General features: G+C 50.4%; 19 protein-coding genes and 1 other RNA gene. 15 read left to right on the forward strand and 5 right to left on the reverse strand.

Features of this window, described 5'->3' with window-relative positions; all coding sequences use genetic code 11:
• The first annotated feature begins 72 nt into the window (after positions 1–72).
• The 10 genes from H6585_07570 (at position 73) to H6585_07615 (ending at position 8,958) form a co-directional block, all read left to right on the forward strand.
• Complete coding sequence (locus tag H6585_07570; GenBank protein MCB9448185.1) at positions 73–1,410, forward strand: VWA domain-containing protein; 1,338 nt, start codon at positions 73–75, stop codon at positions 1,408–1,410.
• A gap of 15 nt (positions 1,411–1,425) precedes the next feature.
• Positions 1,426–2,400 carry a transketolase family protein gene (locus H6585_07575; protein ID MCB9448186.1) on the forward strand — a complete coding sequence of 325 codons (975 nt, stop codon included), beginning with the start codon at positions 1,426–1,428 and terminating at the stop codon, positions 2,398–2,400.
• A 30-nt stretch (positions 2,401–2,430) separates the two neighbouring features.
• Positions 2,431–2,973 (forward strand): RNA polymerase sigma factor, encoded by a 543-nt coding sequence (locus H6585_07580; protein MCB9448187.1) that lies wholly within the window; start codon positions 2,431–2,433, stop codon positions 2,971–2,973.
• A 37-nt stretch (positions 2,974–3,010) separates the two neighbouring features.
• The gene (locus H6585_07585) at positions 3,011–3,568 is read left to right on the forward strand and encodes a hypothetical protein (GenBank protein ID MCB9448188.1); all 558 of its coding nucleotides are present in this window, start codon (positions 3,011–3,013) and stop codon (positions 3,566–3,568) included.
• Between the two features lie 3 nt (positions 3,569–3,571).
• Positions 3,572–4,162, forward strand: coding sequence for a hypothetical protein (locus tag H6585_07590; GenBank protein MCB9448189.1), 591 nt, complete (start codon positions 3,572–3,574; stop codon positions 4,160–4,162).
• A 95-nt stretch (positions 4,163–4,257) separates the two neighbouring features.
• Complete coding sequence (gene trmD / locus H6585_07595) at positions 4,258–4,929, forward strand: tRNA (guanosine(37)-N1)-methyltransferase TrmD (protein ID MCB9448190.1); 672 nt, start codon at positions 4,258–4,260, stop codon at positions 4,927–4,929.
• 61 nt (positions 4,930–4,990) lie between these two features.
• Positions 4,991–5,935 (forward strand): thioredoxin-disulfide reductase, encoded by a 945-nt coding sequence (gene trxB, locus H6585_07600; GenBank protein MCB9448191.1) that lies wholly within the window; start codon positions 4,991–4,993, stop codon positions 5,933–5,935.
• 231 nt (positions 5,936–6,166) lie between these two features.
• Complete coding sequence (locus H6585_07605; protein MCB9448192.1) at positions 6,167–7,318, forward strand: Fic family protein; 1,152 nt, start codon at positions 6,167–6,169, stop codon at positions 7,316–7,318.
• A gap of 103 nt (positions 7,319–7,421) precedes the next feature.
• On the forward strand, positions 7,422–7,766 hold the full coding sequence (locus H6585_07610; protein ID MCB9448193.1) for a helix-turn-helix transcriptional regulator: 345 nt from the start codon (positions 7,422–7,424) through the stop codon (positions 7,764–7,766).
• Entirely contained in the window at positions 7,759–8,958 is a 1,200-nt protein-coding gene (locus H6585_07615) for a hypothetical protein (GenBank protein MCB9448194.1), read from the forward strand. The genes H6585_07610 and H6585_07615 overlap by 8 nt, the downstream gene beginning before the upstream one ends.
• Positions 8,959–9,005: 47 nt before the next feature.
• Here H6585_07615 and rnpB read toward each other — a convergent pair.
• The 5 genes from rnpB to H6585_07640 all read right to left on the reverse strand — a co-directional run bounded on the left by rnpB (position 9,006) and on the right by H6585_07640 (position 12,794).
• An RNA gene (rnpB, locus tag H6585_07620) (RNase P RNA component class A) lies at positions 9,006–9,409 on the reverse strand.
• A 233-nt stretch (positions 9,410–9,642) separates the two neighbouring features.
• Entirely contained in the window at positions 9,643–10,200 is a 558-nt protein-coding gene (locus H6585_07625; GenBank protein ID MCB9448195.1) for a Smr/MutS family protein, read from the reverse strand.
• Entirely contained in the window at positions 10,200–11,123 is a 924-nt protein-coding gene (locus H6585_07630) for a DUF2279 domain-containing protein (protein MCB9448196.1), read from the reverse strand. The genes H6585_07625 and H6585_07630 overlap by 1 nt, the downstream gene beginning before the upstream one ends.
• Positions 11,120–12,526 carry a phosphoglucomutase/phosphomannomutase family protein gene (locus H6585_07635; GenBank protein ID MCB9448197.1) on the reverse strand — a complete coding sequence of 469 codons (1,407 nt, stop codon included), beginning with the start codon at positions 12,524–12,526 and terminating at the stop codon, positions 11,120–11,122. Before H6585_07635 ends, H6585_07630 begins: the two co-directional genes overlap by 4 nt.
• 76 nt (positions 12,527–12,602) lie before the next feature.
• Positions 12,603–12,794 carry a hypothetical protein gene (locus H6585_07640; protein ID MCB9448198.1) on the reverse strand — a complete coding sequence of 64 codons (192 nt, stop codon included), beginning with the start codon at positions 12,792–12,794 and terminating at the stop codon, positions 12,603–12,605.
• Between the two features lie 121 nt (positions 12,795–12,915).
• Between H6585_07640 and H6585_07645 the strand changes: the two genes are divergently transcribed.
• From H6585_07645 to H6585_07665, 5 genes are all read left to right on the forward strand, one after another.
• Positions 12,916–14,814, forward strand: coding sequence for a hypothetical protein (locus H6585_07645; protein ID MCB9448199.1), 1,899 nt, complete (start codon positions 12,916–12,918; stop codon positions 14,812–14,814).
• An 18-nt stretch (positions 14,815–14,832) separates the two neighbouring features.
• Positions 14,833–16,308: an ABC transporter permease gene (locus tag H6585_07650; GenBank protein MCB9448200.1), complete on the forward strand. Its 1,476-nt coding sequence runs from the start codon at positions 14,833–14,835 to the stop codon at positions 16,306–16,308.
• A complete protein-coding gene (locus H6585_07655) occupies positions 16,295–17,644 on the forward strand; it encodes an ABC transporter permease (GenBank protein ID MCB9448201.1) in 1,350 nt (449 codons plus the stop codon). The genes H6585_07650 and H6585_07655 overlap by 14 nt, the downstream gene beginning before the upstream one ends.
• Positions 17,645–17,758: 114 nt before the next feature.
• Complete coding sequence (locus H6585_07660) at positions 17,759–20,098, forward strand: TonB-dependent receptor (protein ID MCB9448202.1); 2,340 nt, start codon at positions 17,759–17,761, stop codon at positions 20,096–20,098.
• 66 nt (positions 20,099–20,164) lie between these two features.
• Positions 20,165–20,596, forward strand: coding sequence for an SRPBCC domain-containing protein (locus H6585_07665; protein MCB9448203.1), 432 nt, complete (start codon positions 20,165–20,167; stop codon positions 20,594–20,596).
• The last annotated feature ends 16 nt before the right edge of the window (positions 20,597–20,612 follow it).

Raw genomic sequence — 20,612 nt, forward strand, 5'->3', positions numbered from 1 at the left:
AATGAAGATAACGTGACTCGTTCGCTGTCTACATATCGCCTCACCTGCTTTTGCATTGCATTCGCGTGCTTATTGGCAACCTTTTCGCTGCAAGCTCAAACCAGAAAAGACCAGGACATTCCTACCACACGCATCCTGTTCGTATTCGACGGCTCGCAAAGTATGTTCGGCTCCTGGCAAAGCGGAAAGAAAATAGACATCGCCAAACGCCTTCTGTCGGAAATGCTCGATAGCCTGAAGTACGTAGATCACCTCCAACTGGCCCTCAGGGTATATGGCCACCAAAAGCCTTACCCACCGCAAGACTGCGATGATACCAAACTGGAAGTTCCCTTCGGAGGCAATACCGCCGATGCCATCAAGAAACGATTGCAAACGATCACCCCCAGCGGCACCACCCCGATTTCCCTTTCGCTGGAACAGGCCGCCAACGATTTCCCTGCCTGTGGCAGATGCCGAAACGTCATCATTCTGATCACCGATGGTATCGAGGAATGCAGCGGAGATCCCTGTGCTGTTTCCATGATGTTGCAGGAAAAGGGCATCATACTGAAACCCTTTGTGATCGGAATCGGACTCGGCGTGGACCTCAAAAAGAGCTTTGAATGCGTTGGCAATTTTTATGATGCCGCAGATGAAAAGACCTTTAAAAACGTACTCGGCATCGTGATATCACAAGCCCTGAACAACACCACTGCACAGGTGAACCTCCTGGATGCTTCCGGCAACCCGACCGAAACAGATGTAAACATGACCTTTTACGACCTGAACACCGGCCGCATCCGCTACAATTTCATGCATACGATGAACCATCGCGGCAACCCGGATACGCTTACCATCGACCCGCTGGGCAGCTACCGCGTTGTGGTGCACACACTGCCACCGGTAAAAGCCGACAGCGTTACGCTGACACCCGGCAAACACACCATCATCCCCATTGATGCACCCCAGGGATACCTCGATCTGAAAGTGGGTGGCACCGGAGATGTTAAACAGATCAAAGCCATCGTGCGGAAGTCGGGAGAAACAAAAACCCTGCATGTTCAGCAATTCAACACGAGGGAAAAATATATCACCGGACTGTATGACCTGGAGATACTGACCCTGCCGCGCATCTACCAGGAAAAAGTCAGGATCAGCCAAAGCCACACCACAACCCTTGAAATCCCCCGGCCGGGACTGGTTACCATTGTTAAGCCCTCCCGCGGGTATGGAAGCGTGTACCTCGAAAAAGACAATGAACTGCAATGGGTATGCAACCTTGAGACAGACCTGCTGAAAGAAACGCTTGCCCTGCAACCCGGAAACTACCGCGTGATCTACCGATCCATCAACTCAAAACAAACCCTGAATACCATCGAGCAGTTCTTCCGCATTGATTCCGGAAGCTCTGTGCCCGTTAAATTATAAGTCATCCCAGCCCCCATGAAAACATATACCGACACCGGAAAAAAAGACACCCGATCAGGATTCGGCGAAGGCCTCAGTGAACTTGGCAAACAAAACCCCAAAGTGGTTGCCCTCTGCGCCGACCTTACCGGCTCACTGAAGATGAATGACTTTGCGGACACCTACCCGGAAAGGTTTGTGCAGACAGGAATCGCCGAAGCCAACATGATCGGGATTGCTGCCGGTCTTACCATCGGAGGTTATATTCCCTTCGCCGGCACATTTGCCAATTTCGCAACCGGAAGGGTATATGACCAGGTACGGCAGTCTGTGGCTTATTCAGGGAAGAATGTCAAAATCTGTGCATCCCATGCCGGACTGACCCTGGGTGAAGACGGTGCCACACATCAGATACTTGAAGACATCGGACTGATGAAGATGCTGCCGGGCATGACCGTTATCAACCCGTGCGATTTCAACCAAACCAAAGCCGCCACCCTGGCTATTGCCGCACATGAAGGTCCGGTGTACCTGAGGTTCGGCCGCCCGAAAGTGGCCAACTTCATTCCCGCAGATATGCCCTTCAAAATCGGTAAGGCCATCACCCTGAGCGAAGGCAGTGATGTTTCTATTTTTGCCACCGGTCACCTCGTATGGCCCGCCATGCAGGCATGTGCACTGCTGGAACAGGAAGGCATTTCTGCGGAAATCATCAACATCCACACCATTAAACCTTTGGATACGGAAGCCGTCTTAGCTTCAGTGAGGAAAACCCGTTGTGCGGTAACAGCTGAAGAGCACCAGCGTGCCGGCGGTCTAGGAGAAAGCATCGCCGCCGTTCTCACCGGAGGATTGCCCCTGCCACTGGAAATGGTGGCTGTGCATGATTCATTTGGTGAAAGCGGCACGCCCGAAGAACTGATGGTCAAATACGGACTTGATGTTCCGGACATTGTTCGCGCAGCCCAAAAAGCTGTCAGCCGAAAAGCACTTGAGATAAAGGCCGTTTAACCACGGCAAACGGGTGCCCAGATCCCGTGCATGAAAGCAACCACCGACCAGGAAATACTGTCGCTCTATAGGGAGCAGCCGACAAGGAACAAGGCCATGTCGCTGCTCATGCAAGCCTATCAGCAACGACTGTATATTCACATCCGGCGTATGGTAAACAGCCATGACGACGCCGATGATATTCTCCAGGAAGTCTTTATTAAGGCGTGGAAGGGTATGGAGTTTTTCAGGGAAGACGCCAAGCTTTTCACCTGGCTGTACAAGATCGCTTCCAATGAATGCCTGAGTCACCATCGGAAAAAAAAGGCGCATCTCATCCCGATCGACAAAATTCCGGGTAACCATCAACCTCAAAGCAATGAAAAAGGTTTGCCTGGCGATGAGATCATTCGTAAACTTGAAGCAGCCGTAAGTACACTTCCTCCCAAACAACGATTGGTATTTCATATGAGATATTATGAAGAAATGCCGTATGAGCAGATTTCAGAAGTAGTGGAAACAAGTGTGGGTGCATTAAAAGCATCCTACCATCATGCCGTAAAAAAAATTGAAGATTTTCTATCAAACGGTTAAACCACAACGATCTTCCGACATCAAATAAATAGCAACCATGGAAAACGAAAGCGTGCGTAACCATTCACATACCGATCACGAAGATGCACTGAAGCAACATGCTCCATTGCTGTCAGGCATACCGAAGGGAAATGCCCCCGAACCACCGGCGGGCTACTTCGAGACCCTGGAGGCGCGTACACGCCAACGAATGAGCGTGCAGGCATCCAGGCCTTTCTGGAAATCACTGCGTATTTCAATTCCACTGACTGCCGCAGCATGCATTGCCGGTATCGGATTGTATATAGGCCTCATCCGGCCATCCATCCCCACATCGGAATTGAACGCCGTGGCAAGTGTGAAAGAAACACCTTCCGTACCCATTGAACATGTGATCAGCTCTTCCCAATTTGCAGAAGATGACATCATAGAAGCCATCCTTACCTTTGACGAGGATGAAGATGCCGGCTGGCTTTCCAACCTTTCCATTGAACAGGAACAAATGGCGGAAGTAACCCCGTCTGAAACGGACCAGGACGATGAAGATATTATTTCCTACCTGGTGAATCATGACATCACCATGGTTGATATCCTTGATGAACTTCAAACCAATTAAGTTATGAAAACAAACTCTGTGCGCGTAGAGATTAAAAAACCTGCCTGGATGCTAGGCATCCTGATGCTGGCCCTGATGCCCATGTTTGGGTGGGCACAAGACGGCGAGGCAATGCCTGATGACGGCCCGCCACCGCCTCCCGATATGGAAAAATTCCACAAGGAAATTGAAGCCCGGAAGATCGGCTTCCTCACATCCGAGCTGGAGCTCACACCTGAAGAAGCCCAGAAGTTCTGGCCGGTATACAACAAGTATGAGGAGGAAATGGACAAACTCCGTGACGAACGGATGAAAGCCATGCATGCCGCAAGGAAAAGCTTCGATGAGATGACCGACAAGGAAATCGAAACCATGGTGGATGAAGATTTCAACTCGGAACAGGCCATGTTGGATATCAAAAAGAAATACCACAGCCAGTTCAAATCAATCCTCCCCATCCGAAAAGTTGCCAAACTGTACCATGCCGAAGACATGTTCAAGAAAAAGCTGCTTCGTGAGATCGGCAGGGAACGCCGTGGAGGCATGCACGGTCCGCCACCGCATGGAGGAGGCGACCATCATGAAGACTGGGGACCACCTCCACATAAGGAATAACAGCATCCCCGATTCCCCTTCTTTTAAAGCTTCATGAGCCCCGCAATTGTGGGGTTTTCTTTTGTCCGCACAGGCCGGATGCGTACTTTTGCAGGATGCGGATCGATATTCTGACCCTACATCCCGGCCTGCTCGAAGGCCCCTTCTCCCACTCCATCGTAAAGCGTGCGGTGGACAAAGGACTGGCCGAAATCCATGTGCACGACCTCCGGGAACATGCCATCAACAAACACGGACAAGTAGACGACTACCCCTATGGCGGCGGCGCAGGTATGGTGATGCGCATCGAACCCATCCATGCCTGCCTGGATAAAATCAAAGCCGGCGGCACACCCGATGAGGTGATTTATATGAGTCCTGACGGCGATGTCCTGAACCAGCCCATGGCCAATGAACTGTCACTGAAAAAGTGGATCGTGGTATTGTGCGGGCATTATAAGGGCGTGGATCAGCGCGTGCGCGACCACCTGGTAACCCGTGAGATCAGCCTGGGAAACTTCGTGCTTTCAGGTGGAGAAATCCCGGCCGCTGCCCTGTGCGATGCGGTGATCCGGTTGCTGCCGGGTGTACTCGGCGACGAGACCTCTGCCCTGTCTGATTCATTCCAGGACGGGTTGATCGCCCCACCCGTGTACACACGCCCACCTGAATTCCAGGGATGGAAGGTACCTGATGTTTTGCTATCGGGAAATGAAAAAGCAATCCACGACTGGCGACTCTCGGAAGCAGAAAAGATCACCCGGGAGCGCCGCCCTGATATGCTGTAGCCAACTCCCCGGAACAAACAGCCCCTTTTATTGTTATCTTCGCGTACCCAAATAAACAATCATGTCTGAAGAAGTTGAAAGAGTAAAATGCCTGATCATCGGTAGCGGTCCTGCCGGTTACACAGCAGCCATTTATGCCGCAAGGGCCGACCTGAAACCCGTTATGATCCAAGGCCTGCAGCCGGGTGGCCAATTGACGATTACCACCGAAGTGGAAAACTTTCCCGGCTACCCCGACGGTGCCCAGGGCCCTGAAATGATGGAAGACTTCCGCAAACAGGCGGAACGATTCAATACGGATATCCGGTTCGGACTGGTCACCAAGGTGGACTTCAGCGGACCTCCCCACAAAGCCACCCTCGATGACGGAAAGGAAATCATTGCAGATACCATCATCATCTCAACCGGCGCTTCGGCCAAGTGGCTCGGACTTCCATCCGAAGAACGCCTGAACGGTTTTGGCGTATCTGCCTGCGCCGTGTGCGACGGGTTCTTTTTCCGCGGCCAGGATGTAGCGATCGTAGGCGGTGGCGACACCGCAGCGGAGGAAGCGTCTTACCTCGCCAAACTCTGCAACAAGGTGTATATGCTGGTGCGCAAAGACGAACTGCGCGCATCGAAAGCCATGCAGAAACGTGTGATGGAAAACCCCAAGATCGAAGTCATGTTTAACCATGAGACCCTGGAGATCCTGGGCGGACAAGCTGTGGAAGGTGTGAAGGTGAAAGACAACAAAACAGGTGAAGAAAAAGAACTGAAGGTAACAGGGTTCTTCGTAGCCATCGGTCACCAACCCAACACCGATATTTTCAAAGCGTGGCTGGACATGGACGAGGTCGGATACATCAAGGTGAAACCGGGCACCACCAAAACCAACGTGGAAGGTGTCTTTGCATCCGGTGACGCCGCAGACAAGGTATACCGCCAGGCCGTTACGGCGGCAGGTACCGGTTGTATGGCTGCACTGGACGCTGAAAGATACCTGACGGAGAAGGGGCTGGACTGATCTTCTCACTCCAATTCAATATCAGGAGGACTTCAAATGAAGTCCTCTTTTTTATTCCATCAAGTTTAACCTCTAGCATATTCTCCTTCTCTGGAATGCTATATACATACATGTATGTGTGCTAATTTCAAAAAAGAAAATCCAGGTCATAACAACCCTACAATCAATTGATAATGTTTTTTTATGCTAAATTTAGAACCAAATAAAGGCTAAATACAAGTATATATAGTTATGTCTCAAAAAAATACCGCCCTCAGCCTTCATGAACCAATTTTTGGCAGCGCATTAACTTCTTTGGTTTTAGAACTGGAACACCTGAGACGAATGAGATTAGGAGGCACCACACTACCTGAACTCTTCTTCGAACTAAAACAACTGTTTCATTATCTGGAAAGTGTTGGCTCTGCTAGAATTGAGGGTAACAATACAACCATTGCCCAATTCATCGAAACACAATTGGAGGACAGGCCCTATGTAAACGAAGACATTCAGGAAATACGGAACATAGAAGCCGGAATGAAATGGGTTGATGAGAACGCTGAAGAATTCCCCATAAACAGAGCATTCATAAGTGAATTACACAAAACGGTTGTGAATAAACTCACTCCTCCCCCGGATGGAGAAGGTGATAAAACTCCCGGAGAATATCGTCAACATGATGTTAGCATTCAGGGTGCAATACACAAACCGCCCGAAAGTTTACTGGTTAATGAATACATGGATGAGCTTTTCGAATTCATGCAAAAAGATATACCGTCACAATATCATCTCATCCGAATAGCCATTGCGCACCATAGATTTATGTGGATTCACCCGTTCGGTAACGGAAATGGCAGAACCGGAAGATTGCTTACCTATGCTATGCTTGTTCAAACAGGATTTCGGGTTCATGTCGGACAAATACTGAACCCAACCGCGGTATTTTGTATTGATCGTGATCTCTATCATCAATATCTGGCCAAAGCGGATCAAGGAACATATGATGGCATGGACCATTGGTGTACATATGTGTTGGAAGGATTGAGCAACGAAATCAAGAAAATTGAAAAGCTATCGGAAAGATCATTTGTATGCGAGCACTTGCTTTTGCCAGCTATCAACTATTCTCTTAAAATGAAATATGTTGATTCCGACGAACACACCATACTCAAAATAGCCGCAGAAAAACAGGTAATTAAAGCAGAGGACATTCGCAAGGTACTTAGGGATATGCATCATACCACCGTTTCCAGAAAAATAAAAGCCCTAAGAGACAAAAAAATGCTGCGACAGATTCAAGGAAAAAGTACACGTTATCGATTAAGTTTTATTGATAGTTTTCTTCTGCGAGGTATTGTGCAAGCCCTGACAAACGAAGGTTACATACCATCCAAAAACATGTAACCCATATGAATGTCACGCCTCCCCAGGGCCTTCCTCACCCCCATACCTAAAATTCTTATGCATTTACTTGACAATACATAATATTCTTATGTATATTTGTGTTATGTATTCGTCAGAACTGATCAAAGGCACATTGAAAACGATTGTGCTGAAGCTCCTGAAAGAGCATGGAAAGATGTACGGGTATGAGATCACCCAAAAGGTAAAGGAACTCACGTCGGATAAAATTCAGATCACCGAGGGAGCTCTGTATCCAACCTTGCACGCACTGGAAAAAAACGGTGAAGTGGATACGGAGGAGGTTTACATGGGAAAGCGTGTACGCAAATACTATACGCTCACCAAGCAAGGTCGTGTGACCGCCTCCCAGCGTGTGAATGAGTTTGCTGATTTTGTGAAGACCATGCAATACCTGTTGGACCTCGATCCGAAACCGGGCCATGCATAATGTAACGGACGCAGAAATCGATTTTATCCTGAACGATATCAAAGCGCGCGGTATCGTAACGGAAGAGCTACGGCACAACCTGTTGGATCACATCTGCTGTATCCTTGAACAGGAAATGCCGGAAGGTACCGCCTTTGAAGTGTTCTATCATCGAATCATCCAACGGTTTTTCACCAGGGAACTCAGCGAGCTCCAGCGTGAAACCGATCAACTGATGCGTTTTAAAAACTTCTATGCCATGAAAAACACAATGAAATATACAGGATTCTTTTCCGCCTTGCTGATCCTCCTGGGAGGTGTCTTCAAGATCAATCACATGTTGGGCGCCAATGTTTTGTTCGTGCTCGGCATGGTCACTTTCAGTCTCATCTTTCTTCCCCTGCTGCTCACCCTCAAGATGCGTGACGGAGGTCAGGGGAAAGACAATGTGGTCTTTGCCGTCGGACTGATCATCGGTATGACCGCTTCCATGGGTGTTATGTTCAAACTGATGCACTGGCCCTTTGCCAACATCCTGATGCAAGGCAGCCTCGGCGCCCTCATCCTGGTGTATGCGCCTTTGTACCTGACCACCCGTTTGCGCGAACCCGAAAAACGGTTCAACGCCATTGTATCTTCGGTGTTGATGCTGGCCGGAGGAGGCATGCTGCTCGGGCTTACCAACACGCATCTCAGCTACAACGTAACCGAAGGCCTTTACCAGGCGCATCATGTGCTTGATCAGCAGCAGAAGCAACTGGCAGCATCCAACAACCTGCTGTACACCAAGACCAATAACAACGAAAGTGTACGTCAGATGCGCGAAGCTTCGGATGCACTGTACAATTTCCTGGATGACATCAAGGCACAATTGATTTCCACAGCTGAAGACATACCGGTTGCCGATGCGGCCAAATTGGATCTGCTGCAAATGCATCACCCTGAAAATACGAGCGCCGTGAAGATGGTTTATCTTCAGAACGACGGACCGTATTCAGTTGAAAAATTGCGTGAACAGGTGAAATCCTATAACCGATCCATGAGCACCTATTTCGATGCGGATGATTTCGTTATTCTGAATGAAGAGGATGTTCCCTCCGCACTGACATTGGTTCCCATCTTGTGTCACCACCTGACCCAATTGCAGATGCAGGTAGAAGCGAACGAACTGGCATTCCTCAACCGGAACATGGCCCTCTCGGTTGGTAAATAAATCGTCGGAAAGTGTAGAAAGGAGAAGGGCTGCCAATGGCAGCCCTTCATGTTTGCAGGTCCGTAAGCCGGGTTCTGTTTCCCGCATGTGCGGGCTCCCGTCATTTATCTAAGCGGCCTACCCTTCGGGTCGGGCGGGCAGCCCTTCCGGATTCCGCAGATGCGGAACCCTGCCCCGAACTATTTGGCCTTGCAACCCACAAGGTTTACCTCAAGCACACATTGCTGTGTGCAGGCGTGGGCTCTTACCCCACGTTTTCACCCTTGCCATGTAGCCAGCGAAGCGCATGCTACATGGCGGTTTGTTTTCTGCGGCACTGTCTGTCCCCGAAGTAGTAGTGCAAGCACTGTACTTCAGGTCCCCCGCTTTCGAGGGGTGTGGCGCCCTGCGTTGCCCGGACTTTCCTCCCCCTACAGACGTGCTGTAGGAAGCGACGGAAACAACCTGCGGTACAAAAATACGAAAAGAGTTATTGGTTTGTGGTTTCTAGTTTGTGGTTATAATGAGTTGCAAGTTTCAAGTCGCGAGTCGCAAGTTGGCTAGCAGGTATTGAGAACGGCCGGATGCCATTGACGTGACCAAAGGGAGCTATTGACAATTGACATGATCGCAGGAAGATTTCCAATAGCGAAACGTATGCATGGCGCAGCCTAATTTACACGACCGAAGAGAGTAATTACTTCTTTACAAACCACCCCCATACCGGATCAGAATCTCCGTGGCCCCATAACCATATTTGGTGTAAGATGCATCATGGTAACTAACGTGCGGCCATGCGGCCATACGCTCCCTGACAGCCGCGCGTAAAACCCCCTCACCAACGCCGTGAATCACTACCACTTTGGGCCATCGGTTTTGCATCGCTTCCGCCATGAACATTTCAAAGTACTCGAGTTGGATGCGCAGCATTTCGGAATTTGACAACCCGCGCGGCCGTTCCACCAGTTCCTCAATGTGCAGGTCCAGTTCCGGCACTTCCGTACTTCGCTTTTTCACCGGTGAAGGTTGGGCAGTTACCGGTTCGTTTGCCCTTGCCGTTGCCACCAATTCTTCGCTAAGCCGTTCCTGCATATCCGGGTCGGCGAGCATCAGTTCACCGACGGAGACGGGAATCTCCAATCCTTCCGGCAGCATCACGCCCACCCTTCCTGGTCCGAGCACGGATGCAATCACCCCTCCTCCTTCTTCATTGATGAACACAACCTTGTCACCAACTTCAAACGGATATTGATAGGTTTTCATCAGAAATACAGGGGATGAAACACCAGTCCTTGTTTCCTGTTCAATTCAAGCGCAGGCGCAGGCACTTTCAGGAAACCAAAGGTCTGGAACAAAAAGCGCAGTGCTTTCGACTTCACTTCAATCCGGGTGAGATCAATGTCTAGTGACAGGTAAGCCTGACGGTATCTTTCGAAAGTAACTTGGTTTCCGTTCGCATCCACATACAGCGGGTTGTAGTGTCCACCGGTCATGCCCTCCGCACCATACCCAATAGCTACATTGAGCCATCGGGGCCATCCCCCCTGCTCATCTTTCGTTTTGAGCAGAAAGGAATGCGGGTTCACCGACAGCCAGTATGTTTGACCGTTGTAGTCTTTCAACAGCGATTCTTGCCAGTTGCTTCCCAAGGCTTCCGGCCGGTATTTGGCGAAACCGGTACCATGGAAAGAAAATTTGGGAACGATGCGTTGCTCGTGCCAGAGCAGTTGCTGTCCGATCAACAAGCCGGTACCGGTTGTATTGGCCAGCAGATCTCCCCACGATGCGCCCCATTCGCTGCTGAACCCATCCAGGGTCTCAATGGTGGTTTGAAAAACAAAACCGAGGCTTCCTCCCCACCATGTTACCTGTTTATCAGACGCACCGGTCCAGCGCATCACCTGCATGCCCAACCTTCCCACGTAATAGGCTGTCATGGCATGTCCGCACTTATCCATTTGCAACCACTCGCGGTTGTCATTGAAAAAATGAAAGGCAGAATGCGGGTAATCGGCGTACCATAGTTGGTTCAGTCCCACCATGGTTATTCCATACAGCGCGGTTTCACCAATGACCACGGTGCGCAACCGCGAACGATTGAGTGAATCTGGAGCTGCACCATACGCATGCAGCACACATACCTGGCAAACCAGGGCCAGGCATATCACTGCACGTCTCAGGATCATGCGATAAGGGTATCGTATCCGGCTTTGAGGATTTCCCTGGCACGTTCGCTCGTGGAAGATTCCGCGTAGGTACGCAAGACGGGCTCTGTTCCGGAGGGGCGGATCATGAGCCACTCATCATCACCAATGAAGAACTTGAAGCCGTCAAGGTCTTCCATTTTGCTCACGGCGAAGTCACCGAATTTCCGGATGTCATTTCCGCGGCAACTGGCGATGACTTTCTCCTTAAGCTTTTCATTGATGTGAAGGTCCGCTCTTTCGTAGGCGAATGGCCCCACAATGGCGTATACATCATCAATCAGTTGTGCCAGTGTTTTACCGGTTTTCACCATGTATTCCAGGATGGTGAGGCCGATCCAAATGCCGTCGCGTTCGGGAATATGCCCTTTGATGGCGATACCTCCGGACTCTTCCCCTCCCAGCAGCACATCTTCCTTAAGCATGACACCGCAGATGTATTTGAAGCCGATCTTCACCACCTTGTTCTCCAGACCGAAATGTTTGCATAGTTTGCCGATGCGAACAGATGTGGAGAATGCAGTGCAGACGGTACCTTTGAAATTCTTTTGTTCGAACAGATATTTGATCAACAACAAGATCACATGGTGAGAATCCACGAACCGCCCCTTGGCATCGTAAACACCGATGCGATCGGCATCTCCGTCGGTAGCAAAGCCGAATGCGAAATTGCCCGATTCAGCAATCAGGTCTGAAAAGGGCTGAAGGTTTTTGTGAATAGGTTCCGGGGCTACGCCGTAGAAGGACGGGTTTTTCTCGCAATGCATCCTTGTTGCATCCGGCAGCAGACGTTTCACGGCATCCTGACCAGCACCGTACATGGCATCATATGCTATTTTGAGTCCGGATTTGCGAATGGCATCCAGGTCGAAATTGGCTGCCACATGATCACAATACATGGTTTCCAGGTCAATCAACTTAATCAAACCTTCCTGCTTGAATTTTTCCAGTGACAAATCATCCAGTTGCAAACCATGTTCTTCCTGGATGAGGGCTTCGATCTCTTCCACCTTTTCAGGGAGAAGCGGTCCGCCGTAGGAACCTTTCAGCTTAAACCCATTGTATTCGGGCGGGTTATGACTGGCGGTGATGATCACCCCGAGTCCGGCTTCCTTCTTCATGACAGCAAGTGATACCATCGGTGTGGTCACTTCCTTTTCTGACAAAAGCACTTCCAGTCCGTCATGGGCAAGCACGGTTGCCACCGTTTCCGCGAACATTTTACCACCGAAACGGCAATCATATCCGATCACCACCTTTTTGGGCAGGTGGCTTCTTTTCAGCCATTCCGCTGTGGCAACTGCCACGCGAGCTACGTTATCAACTGTAAAATCCTTGGCAATGATAGCACGCCAACCGTCCGTTCCGAATTTGATCCTGGTCATGATAGCAAATAATTAAAAGCCAAAAATAGCAAAGTTGTTGGCAATTTTCGCAGTAAAAATGATCAGGGCCGGGAAGTCACTTTCGTTTCCGGATGCGATAAGCATCTGAGAGCTGATACCCATTGGAGCGGATAATCTTCACAAGCAACTCCCGGGCTGTATCCATATAAAATGCGTCCATATTGGTGATGTGCCCTTCAGTAACTTTGTCCAATTCCTTTACAGCCTTTGCGACTGCAGTCAGAACTTCCTTATCAGTTGGTTCCATTGCACAGAGGTTTTGTTGGCGGAGGGGAGGTTAGTCGCCGGTCAAGCTAAAATTCAAAAGAAGGTGTTTAATATTATATTTGCAACAACACGAAACAATTGGATCACAAAATAATATTGCGATGACATGGACAGCCAACCCGATGAACACATCTTTGAAATGGCTTGTACTGGCTGTCGGTATTGGCATTGCAGGGTGTGGAACATCCGGGAATGAATCTCCGGATCAACCGCCATCCAAGGTCGTTGAAAAAGAAGACAGCTCCTATATTCTGATTGCGGATGCACAAGAAATCATGCCGGACTGGTCCAAAGACAATGTGGTGGTATACCACATCTTGGGCGACCCCGACAACCTCCATCCTACAAACGGGAATTCAGGCATACGCACATTTGTACAAGATTTCACCGAGCGATACCTCCTGGCCAGCGATCCCAAGCATTTGACCCTGCGCCCCGACCTGGCTGCCGCCATGCCTGAAATTTCCGCCGACGAACTTCTTTACAGCTATACACTGAGAGAAGGTGTCACTTTCGATGACGGTACCCCGCTGACTGCAGATGATGTGATCTTTTCACTGAAAGCTTCGAAATGCCCGCTGGTTCACAACCCAAGCGCGAAACCTTATGTAGAGAACCTGAAGACCATTGAGAAGGATCCGTCAGATCCCCTGAAATTCACCATGGTCATGAAAAAGAAATACGTGCAGAACATGGCTTTCCTGACCGATTTCTGCATTGTGGAAGAACATTATTTCGACCCCAACCATGTGCTGAGAAACTACTCCTTCGAACAGATGGATGATCCCGGATTCAAAGCCGACGATCAGGCAGACCTGGTGGCCTGGGCCAATGAATACAACGACCCCAAATACGGAAACGACCCCAAATACCTCAAAGGACGCCTCGGGCTCTACGAGCTTGAATCATGGGATATGGGACAATCACTCACGCTGGTGCGCAAACCCAATCACTGGACCCAACATCTTGCCAATCCGACCGTGTACGACGTGGCTTACCCGGAGAAGATCATCCTGCGCATCAACAGGGATGCGAATGCCCAGTTACTTGATTTCAAATCACAGGTGCTTGACGGTTCGGGTATGTTGAGCGCCAACACGCTGATGACACTGGAAAAAGATCCCAACTTCGTAAGGAACTACAACAGCCGTTATACCGATACATACAACTATTGCTTTGTTGCCCTGAACATGCGACCAGATGGTGTTCACCGCCAGAAGCTGCTTACTGACAAACGTGTTCGCAGGGCTGTTGCACTGCTGACACCAACGGATGATATTCTGCAACTCATCGCACTCGGCAAATCCAAGCGTGTCAGCGGGCCGGTCGTTCCCATTCATTCGGAATGTAACAAGAACCTCAAACCCCTACCGCATGATGTGGCTGAAGCAAAACGACTGCTTGATGAAGCGGGCTGGGTGGATACCGACAACGACAACATCCGCGACAAGGTGATTGATGGAAGGAAAGTGCAATTCGTTGCCGACCTGCACTTCATGACCACCCAAGTGGAATGGAAAGACATGGCCACCATGATACAGCAGGGCTTATATGAAGCCGGCCTCAAAGTGAACCTGGTGGCGCTGAACGTAAATACATTGTATGAAAGAGCGGAAGATCATGATTTTGATATGATGCTCGCCGCATGGTCGGGCTCTGCAGCACCAATCGACTACAAACAAACCTGGCACACCGCCTCCTGGGGCAACAACGGAAGCAACTATACAGGATTCGGAACACCTGAAAGCGATGCCTTGGTGGATTCCATCCGCTACATCATCAACGATTCCATCCGTATACCTCTTGCCAAACAATTGCAGGAAATCATTTACGACGAACAACCCTACGTTTTCCTCTATGCCAGCACACGCAGAAATGTGATCCACAAAAGGTTCGGTAATGCCTGCATGTACTTTGAGAAACCCGGCATCAGCCTGAACGCCTTGAAACTGCTAACGGCAAACGGCGGCATGGCCCTCCGCAGTGCAACCGTGGAATAAAAGACAACACCACGCATTATGGGGAAATATTTCCTCCGTCGGATCCTCATTTTTATTCCTACCCTGGTACTGATCACTTTGTTGGGTTTTACCCTGAGTCAGTACATGCCGGGAGATCCGGTTGACCGGCTGCTGACTTCGGCCAGTGCCGGCGGTGAGCTGCTCCAGCAGTCACAAAGCATGCAACAGCAAAAACGGTTGTGGCGACATAAACTCGGGCTCGACCTGCCTGTATTCTATGTGCATATAACAAGCCTTGCCGAACCCGATACCCTGTACCGCATCTACCCGAAAAGTGTGCGCAATGCCATGGAAAGATTGATCGCTACTTATGGCAACTGGCCTGAAATCCAGCAATACCGCATGGCGTTGGAGCACCTCACAAGCCTGCACAACAACCTGGATCCTGACAGTGGTTTTTATGCCGGGGCGCACCCTGACTCCGTGTTGGCCACGCTCAACCGTTGCATGTTCGAAAGCACCGGCCTGCTGTCCATCTACGATCCCGATCAACTGGAGGTACGTTTCAAACAACTGGCTACCGACTACGGCAAGTATGCCTGTCTCCGGCCTTTCGCCAGTGCGCTGGCAGACGTGAGGACTGCACTCGGGCGTGTACGGGAACATCCTGCCAAATGGAAAGCCTACGTACCCGTTTTGCGCTTTTACGGGAACAACCAGTATCACCGTTGGATGTTCGGAGACGGTGAATTTTCGAGGGGCATCCTCCGGGGTGATTTCGGTATTTCATTTGTGAACCGGCAACCCATTTCAAACATTCTTCCTTCACGCATCGGATGGTCACTGTTCTTCACACTCATTTCAGTTGTACTTTCTTACCTGATCAGCATTCCCATCGGTATCCGCTCTGCGGTGAAACGTCACTCCCGTTTTGATCGCCTGTCGTCATTGTTCCTGTTCATCCTCTATTCACTGCCAGGATTCTGGGTGGCCACGCTGTTGCTGATGACCTTTGCCAACCCGGATATCCTTCCGTGGCTGCCTGCTTCCGGCATCGCTCCCCCTACAGGATTTCCCGACGGCAGTTCCTGGTGGAGCCGGCTGATGACCACACTCCCCTACCTGGTTCTTCCGGTGATCTGCTACACATACAGTTCTTTTGCATTCCTGTCCCGCACCATGCGCATCTCCATGATTGAAGTACAGGAAATGGATTTCATTCGTACCGCCCGCGCGAAAGGACTCGGGGAAGGCACGGTCATATACCGGCATGCCCTCAGAAACGCACTTCTACCGATCATCACGGTGTTCACCAACCTCTTCCCCTATGCCATTGGCGGATCGGTTATCCTGGAAACCATCTTCACCATCCCCGGAATGGGTTTGGAGATGTACGAAGCCATTATGAGCAAAGACCACCCGGTAATTATCGCCGTACTCACCCTGTCAGGGGTTCTTACGCTTGTCGGGTTCCTGCTTGCAGACATGTTGTACGCCATTGCTGATCCACGTATCACTTATGACAAAAAATAAGGAGATACGGACCAAAGGGCACAGGGAAGGCCTTTTGTGGAGGGAACTTCGCAGGAACAAAGGGGCGCTCGCATCGGTATACCTGCTTGCGTTTCTTGCCGTGATTGCTTTGCTGGCACCCATGTTGGCCAACAACATGCCTTTGTACATGTCTTACCGGGGACAACATCTGTTTCCCGCATTTTCATTCCAGAACAAATACCATTTTCCTGCTGATGGGACCGGCCCGGAAGAAAACATCCAGCTTGATATCGCCGATTGGAAACACATGAATTGCGATGCGGTGATCTGGGCGCCGGTAACATATGATCCGCAGAATATTGACATCTATAACGCCCGGTATGTTGCGCCGGGTGGCGAACAGGTTTTTAAGAACCCGGATGGCGTTTCGGTTTCCATGCCGCCACGTTTCCGGCATTGGCTGGGTACGGGAAAAAAAGGAGAAGACGTATTGTCAGGATTGATACACGGCACACGGGTTTCACTTTCAATCGGATTCATATCCATGGGCATCGCAGCAATGCTGGGCATTCTACTGGGTGCCATCGCCGGTTATTTTGGTGACCACAAACTCACCACCACGCGCGGACAAATGCTGATGAGCATACCCGGCTTGATCCTGGGATGGTTCTATGGATTTCAGTGCAGGACGGTTGCCCTGTCCGAAGCCATGACAGGCTCCGGCTGGCACATACTGGGAGCTTCCCTGGTCAGTGTAACAATCATGGGTGTTGTGTTTTTTGTATTCATTCGCCTGGGAAAACTACTCAGCCGCATACCCTATCTGGGGGTCACCACCCGCATTCCCGCCGACAGCATCATCTCCCGATTGATCGAAATTTTCATTTCCATTCCCAACCTCATCCTGATCATCACCATCTCGGCCATTGCACGTCCGTCCATGATTAACCTGATGGTGATCATCGGATTGACCACGTGGACCGGAATCGCGCGTCTTACGCGGGCGGAGTTATTAAAAATCCGAAACCTGGAATACATACAAGCCGGGCAGGCATTGGGTTTGAGTGAATGGAGGGTGATCCTGAAACATGCCCTGCCCAACGGCATTGCCCCGGCCCTGATATCGGTGGCGTTCGGCATCGCCAATGCCATCCTGGTTGAATCCGCATTGTCATTCCTCGGCATCGGTGTTCCCCCGGAAACCGTCACCTGGGGATCCATGTTGTTCGACGGTCGTGAGCACTTCGAAGCATGGTGGCTGGTCATCTTTCCAGGCCTGGCCATCTTTTTCACCGTTACCGCATACAACCTTCTGGGCGAAGGCATCCGGGATGCCATTGACCCGAAAGCACGCCACCGCCATGTTTCAAAATAAAGACATGTACCTCCGCACCGGATATTTACCAGACACGTGCAACCTTTTTTCCAAAACGTGTCTCTATAACAACCGGTCTGCCAGTTGACGGGCGGACGGAACATTTACATGCGCATGAAAAAGATCTTATTCATTTTACTCTGCTTCCCGTATCTAACGACACAGGCACAGGATTATCAGCAGACCATTCGTGGCACCGTGGTTGACCGGGATTCGGAGCTTCCCATCATTGGCGCCAATGTCATCATCATGGATTCCGACCCGATCATGGGCAGCGCAACGGATGCCGACGGGAAGTTCAAGATCGAGCAGGTACCCGTGGGCCGGGTGACCCTGATCGTGCGCTATCTGGGATATGAAGAACAGATCATCCCCAACGTGTTGGTCACATCCGGAAAACAAACCGTGCTTCAGATCAAGATGGTGGAATCCGTGGTCAAACTAGAAACCGTTACCATTCAGGCTGACCAGCAAACACAGGGAGAAGTAGCCAACGAGATGGCCACACTCAGCGCACGTCCCTTTTCCGTGGAAGAAACCAAAAGGTATGCTGGAAGTTTTGATGACCCTGCACGGATGGCATTGTCATTTGCCGGGGTAACCTCCAACGACGACATCATGAATGAACTGGTGGTACGGGGCAACAGTCCGCGCGGTGTGCTCTGGCGCCTGGAAGGCATTGAGATCCCTAACCCGAACCATTTCGGCGACGTCGGTTCTTCCGGAGGCGGTATCTCGATGTTAAGCAGCCATATGATGAGCAATTCCGATTTTTTCACGGGTGCGTTTCCGGCTGAATTCGGCAATGCCACCTCGGCGGTGTTTGACATGAACTTGCGAAAAGGCAATTCCGAAACCGGAGAGTATGCGGTTCAGGCCGGTATACTTGGTACCGATATCGCAGCGGAAGGCCCGTTCAAAAAAGGATACTCAGGTTCTTACCTGGCCAATTACCGTTACAGTACGCTGGCCCTGATGAACATCATCGGTATCAAGATTGTGGGGGATGCCGCCCCAGACTTCCAGGATCTATCGTACAATGTGCTGCTTCCCACAAAAAAAGCCGGCACGTTCAGCGTATTCGGCCTGGGTGGCATCAATGGCATCGAAGAAAACTGGGAAGGCGATTCTTCAAAATTCGAAAACCACGTGCGCAACCACATGGGTGTAACCGGCATTACGCATAAATTCTGGCTGAATGACAAATCGTTCATCCGAAGCGTGGTGGCCACTTCGGTAACCTCCTTCAATTACCGGGAAAACCAACTTGACACCAACGGTAATTTCCTGCACGAGACCGATCACAACAGCCATGTCAGCACCGACCTGCGCGGATCGGTTTTATGGAACATGAAAGCCAATGCCCGGCATACATTCCGTGTTGGGGTGAACGCCAATCGCATGGCCTATCAACTGGCCAGCAGCTACTACAATGAAGATACGGATGCCAAGGTTGTCACACTCGACACCAAAGGCCACACTTACACCATACAGCCCTATGCTGCGTGGAACTACAGGATCAATGAGAAGCTGACATTGAACAGCGGCATTCACTATACCCGGCTCACCCTGAACAACCGGGATGCGCTGGAGCCACGCATCGGACTGAAATGGCAGATCAACAACCTGCAATCACTGAGTGCAGCCTTCGGCCTCCACAGCCATGTGGAAGATGCCAGTGTATACCAGGCTCAACGTACCTTACCGAACGGCAAGGTTGTTTTTCCAAACAAAGATCTGGGTTTCCTGAAAGCCCGTCACTACGTAGTGGCATACTCCCGCCGGCTGGCTGAAAAGCTGAACCTGAAAACCGAGCTTTACTATCAGGAGCTATATAACGTACCCGTTCCCAACTACCCAAACACCCCTTACTCTGCCATCAACAGCTCGGATGGTTACACCACCGATTCGCTGATCAACAAAGGCACCGGCAGGAACAATGGGGTTGAACTCACCCTGGAGCGTTATTACGACGATGGCTACTATTTCCTGGTCACCGGATCTTTGTATGAATCCAAATACACGTCGCTGGATAATGTAGAACGGAATACGGTCTTCAACAGCAACTTCGCCACCAACTGGCTCGGAGGAAAGGAATGGAAAGTGGGAAAGAACAACAAGAAGAACACCATCGGCCTGAGTGGAAAGGTGGTTTGGTCGGGAGGAAGGAGACAAACCCCGATCCTGCTGGAGGAATCCATACAAGCCGGACACACGGTGTATGATGAAACAAACATCTATGGAAAGAGGGCCCCTTCCTACTACCGCATTGACATGCAGTTGCTGTACCGCAAGAACCGGCCTAAGACCACCAGTACCTGGAAGCTCGACATCCAGAATGTGACCAACCACGAAAACATTTACGATTACTTTTTCGACCGGCACACCAACAGCATCCGTACGTCCTATCAGCTGGGCCTGCTACCGGTGTTGTCGTACAAGTTTGAGTTTTAACATAACGGATACCGGTTGAAAGAAAATGCCTTCTATCTTTGAAAGCATTCAACCAACATCAATATCATGAACCATACAACAACCACCATAACCGTCGAAACCGTCGTGAGCGTCCCGGTTGAAAAGGTCTGGAAGGCATGGACCACTCCCGAAGACATCACTCAATGGAACCAGGCCTCCGAGGATTGGCACACCCCTCACTCCACAAATGATCTGCGTGTGGGCGGTAAATTCACCTCACGCATGGAAGCGAAAGATGGCAGCGCCGGTTTCGATTTTGAAGGCATATACGAAGAAGTGATCACACAACAACGCATCGTGTACAGCATTGCCGACGGGCGCAAGGTGAAAGTGACTTTCTCAACGGAAGCCGGAGGCACAAAAGTCACGGAGACCTTTGATGCGGAAAATGTGCATTCTGTAGACATGCAACGTACAGGCTGGCAGGCTATCCTTGACAGCTTCAAAAAGCATGTGGAGGGAAAGTGGAGACATTAGATGTTAGACTTTAGAA

The sequence above is a fragment of the Flavobacteriales bacterium genome (assembly GCA_020635855.1).
Lineage (GTDB): Bacteria > Bacteroidota > Bacteroidia > JACJYZ01 > JACJYZ01 > JACJYZ01.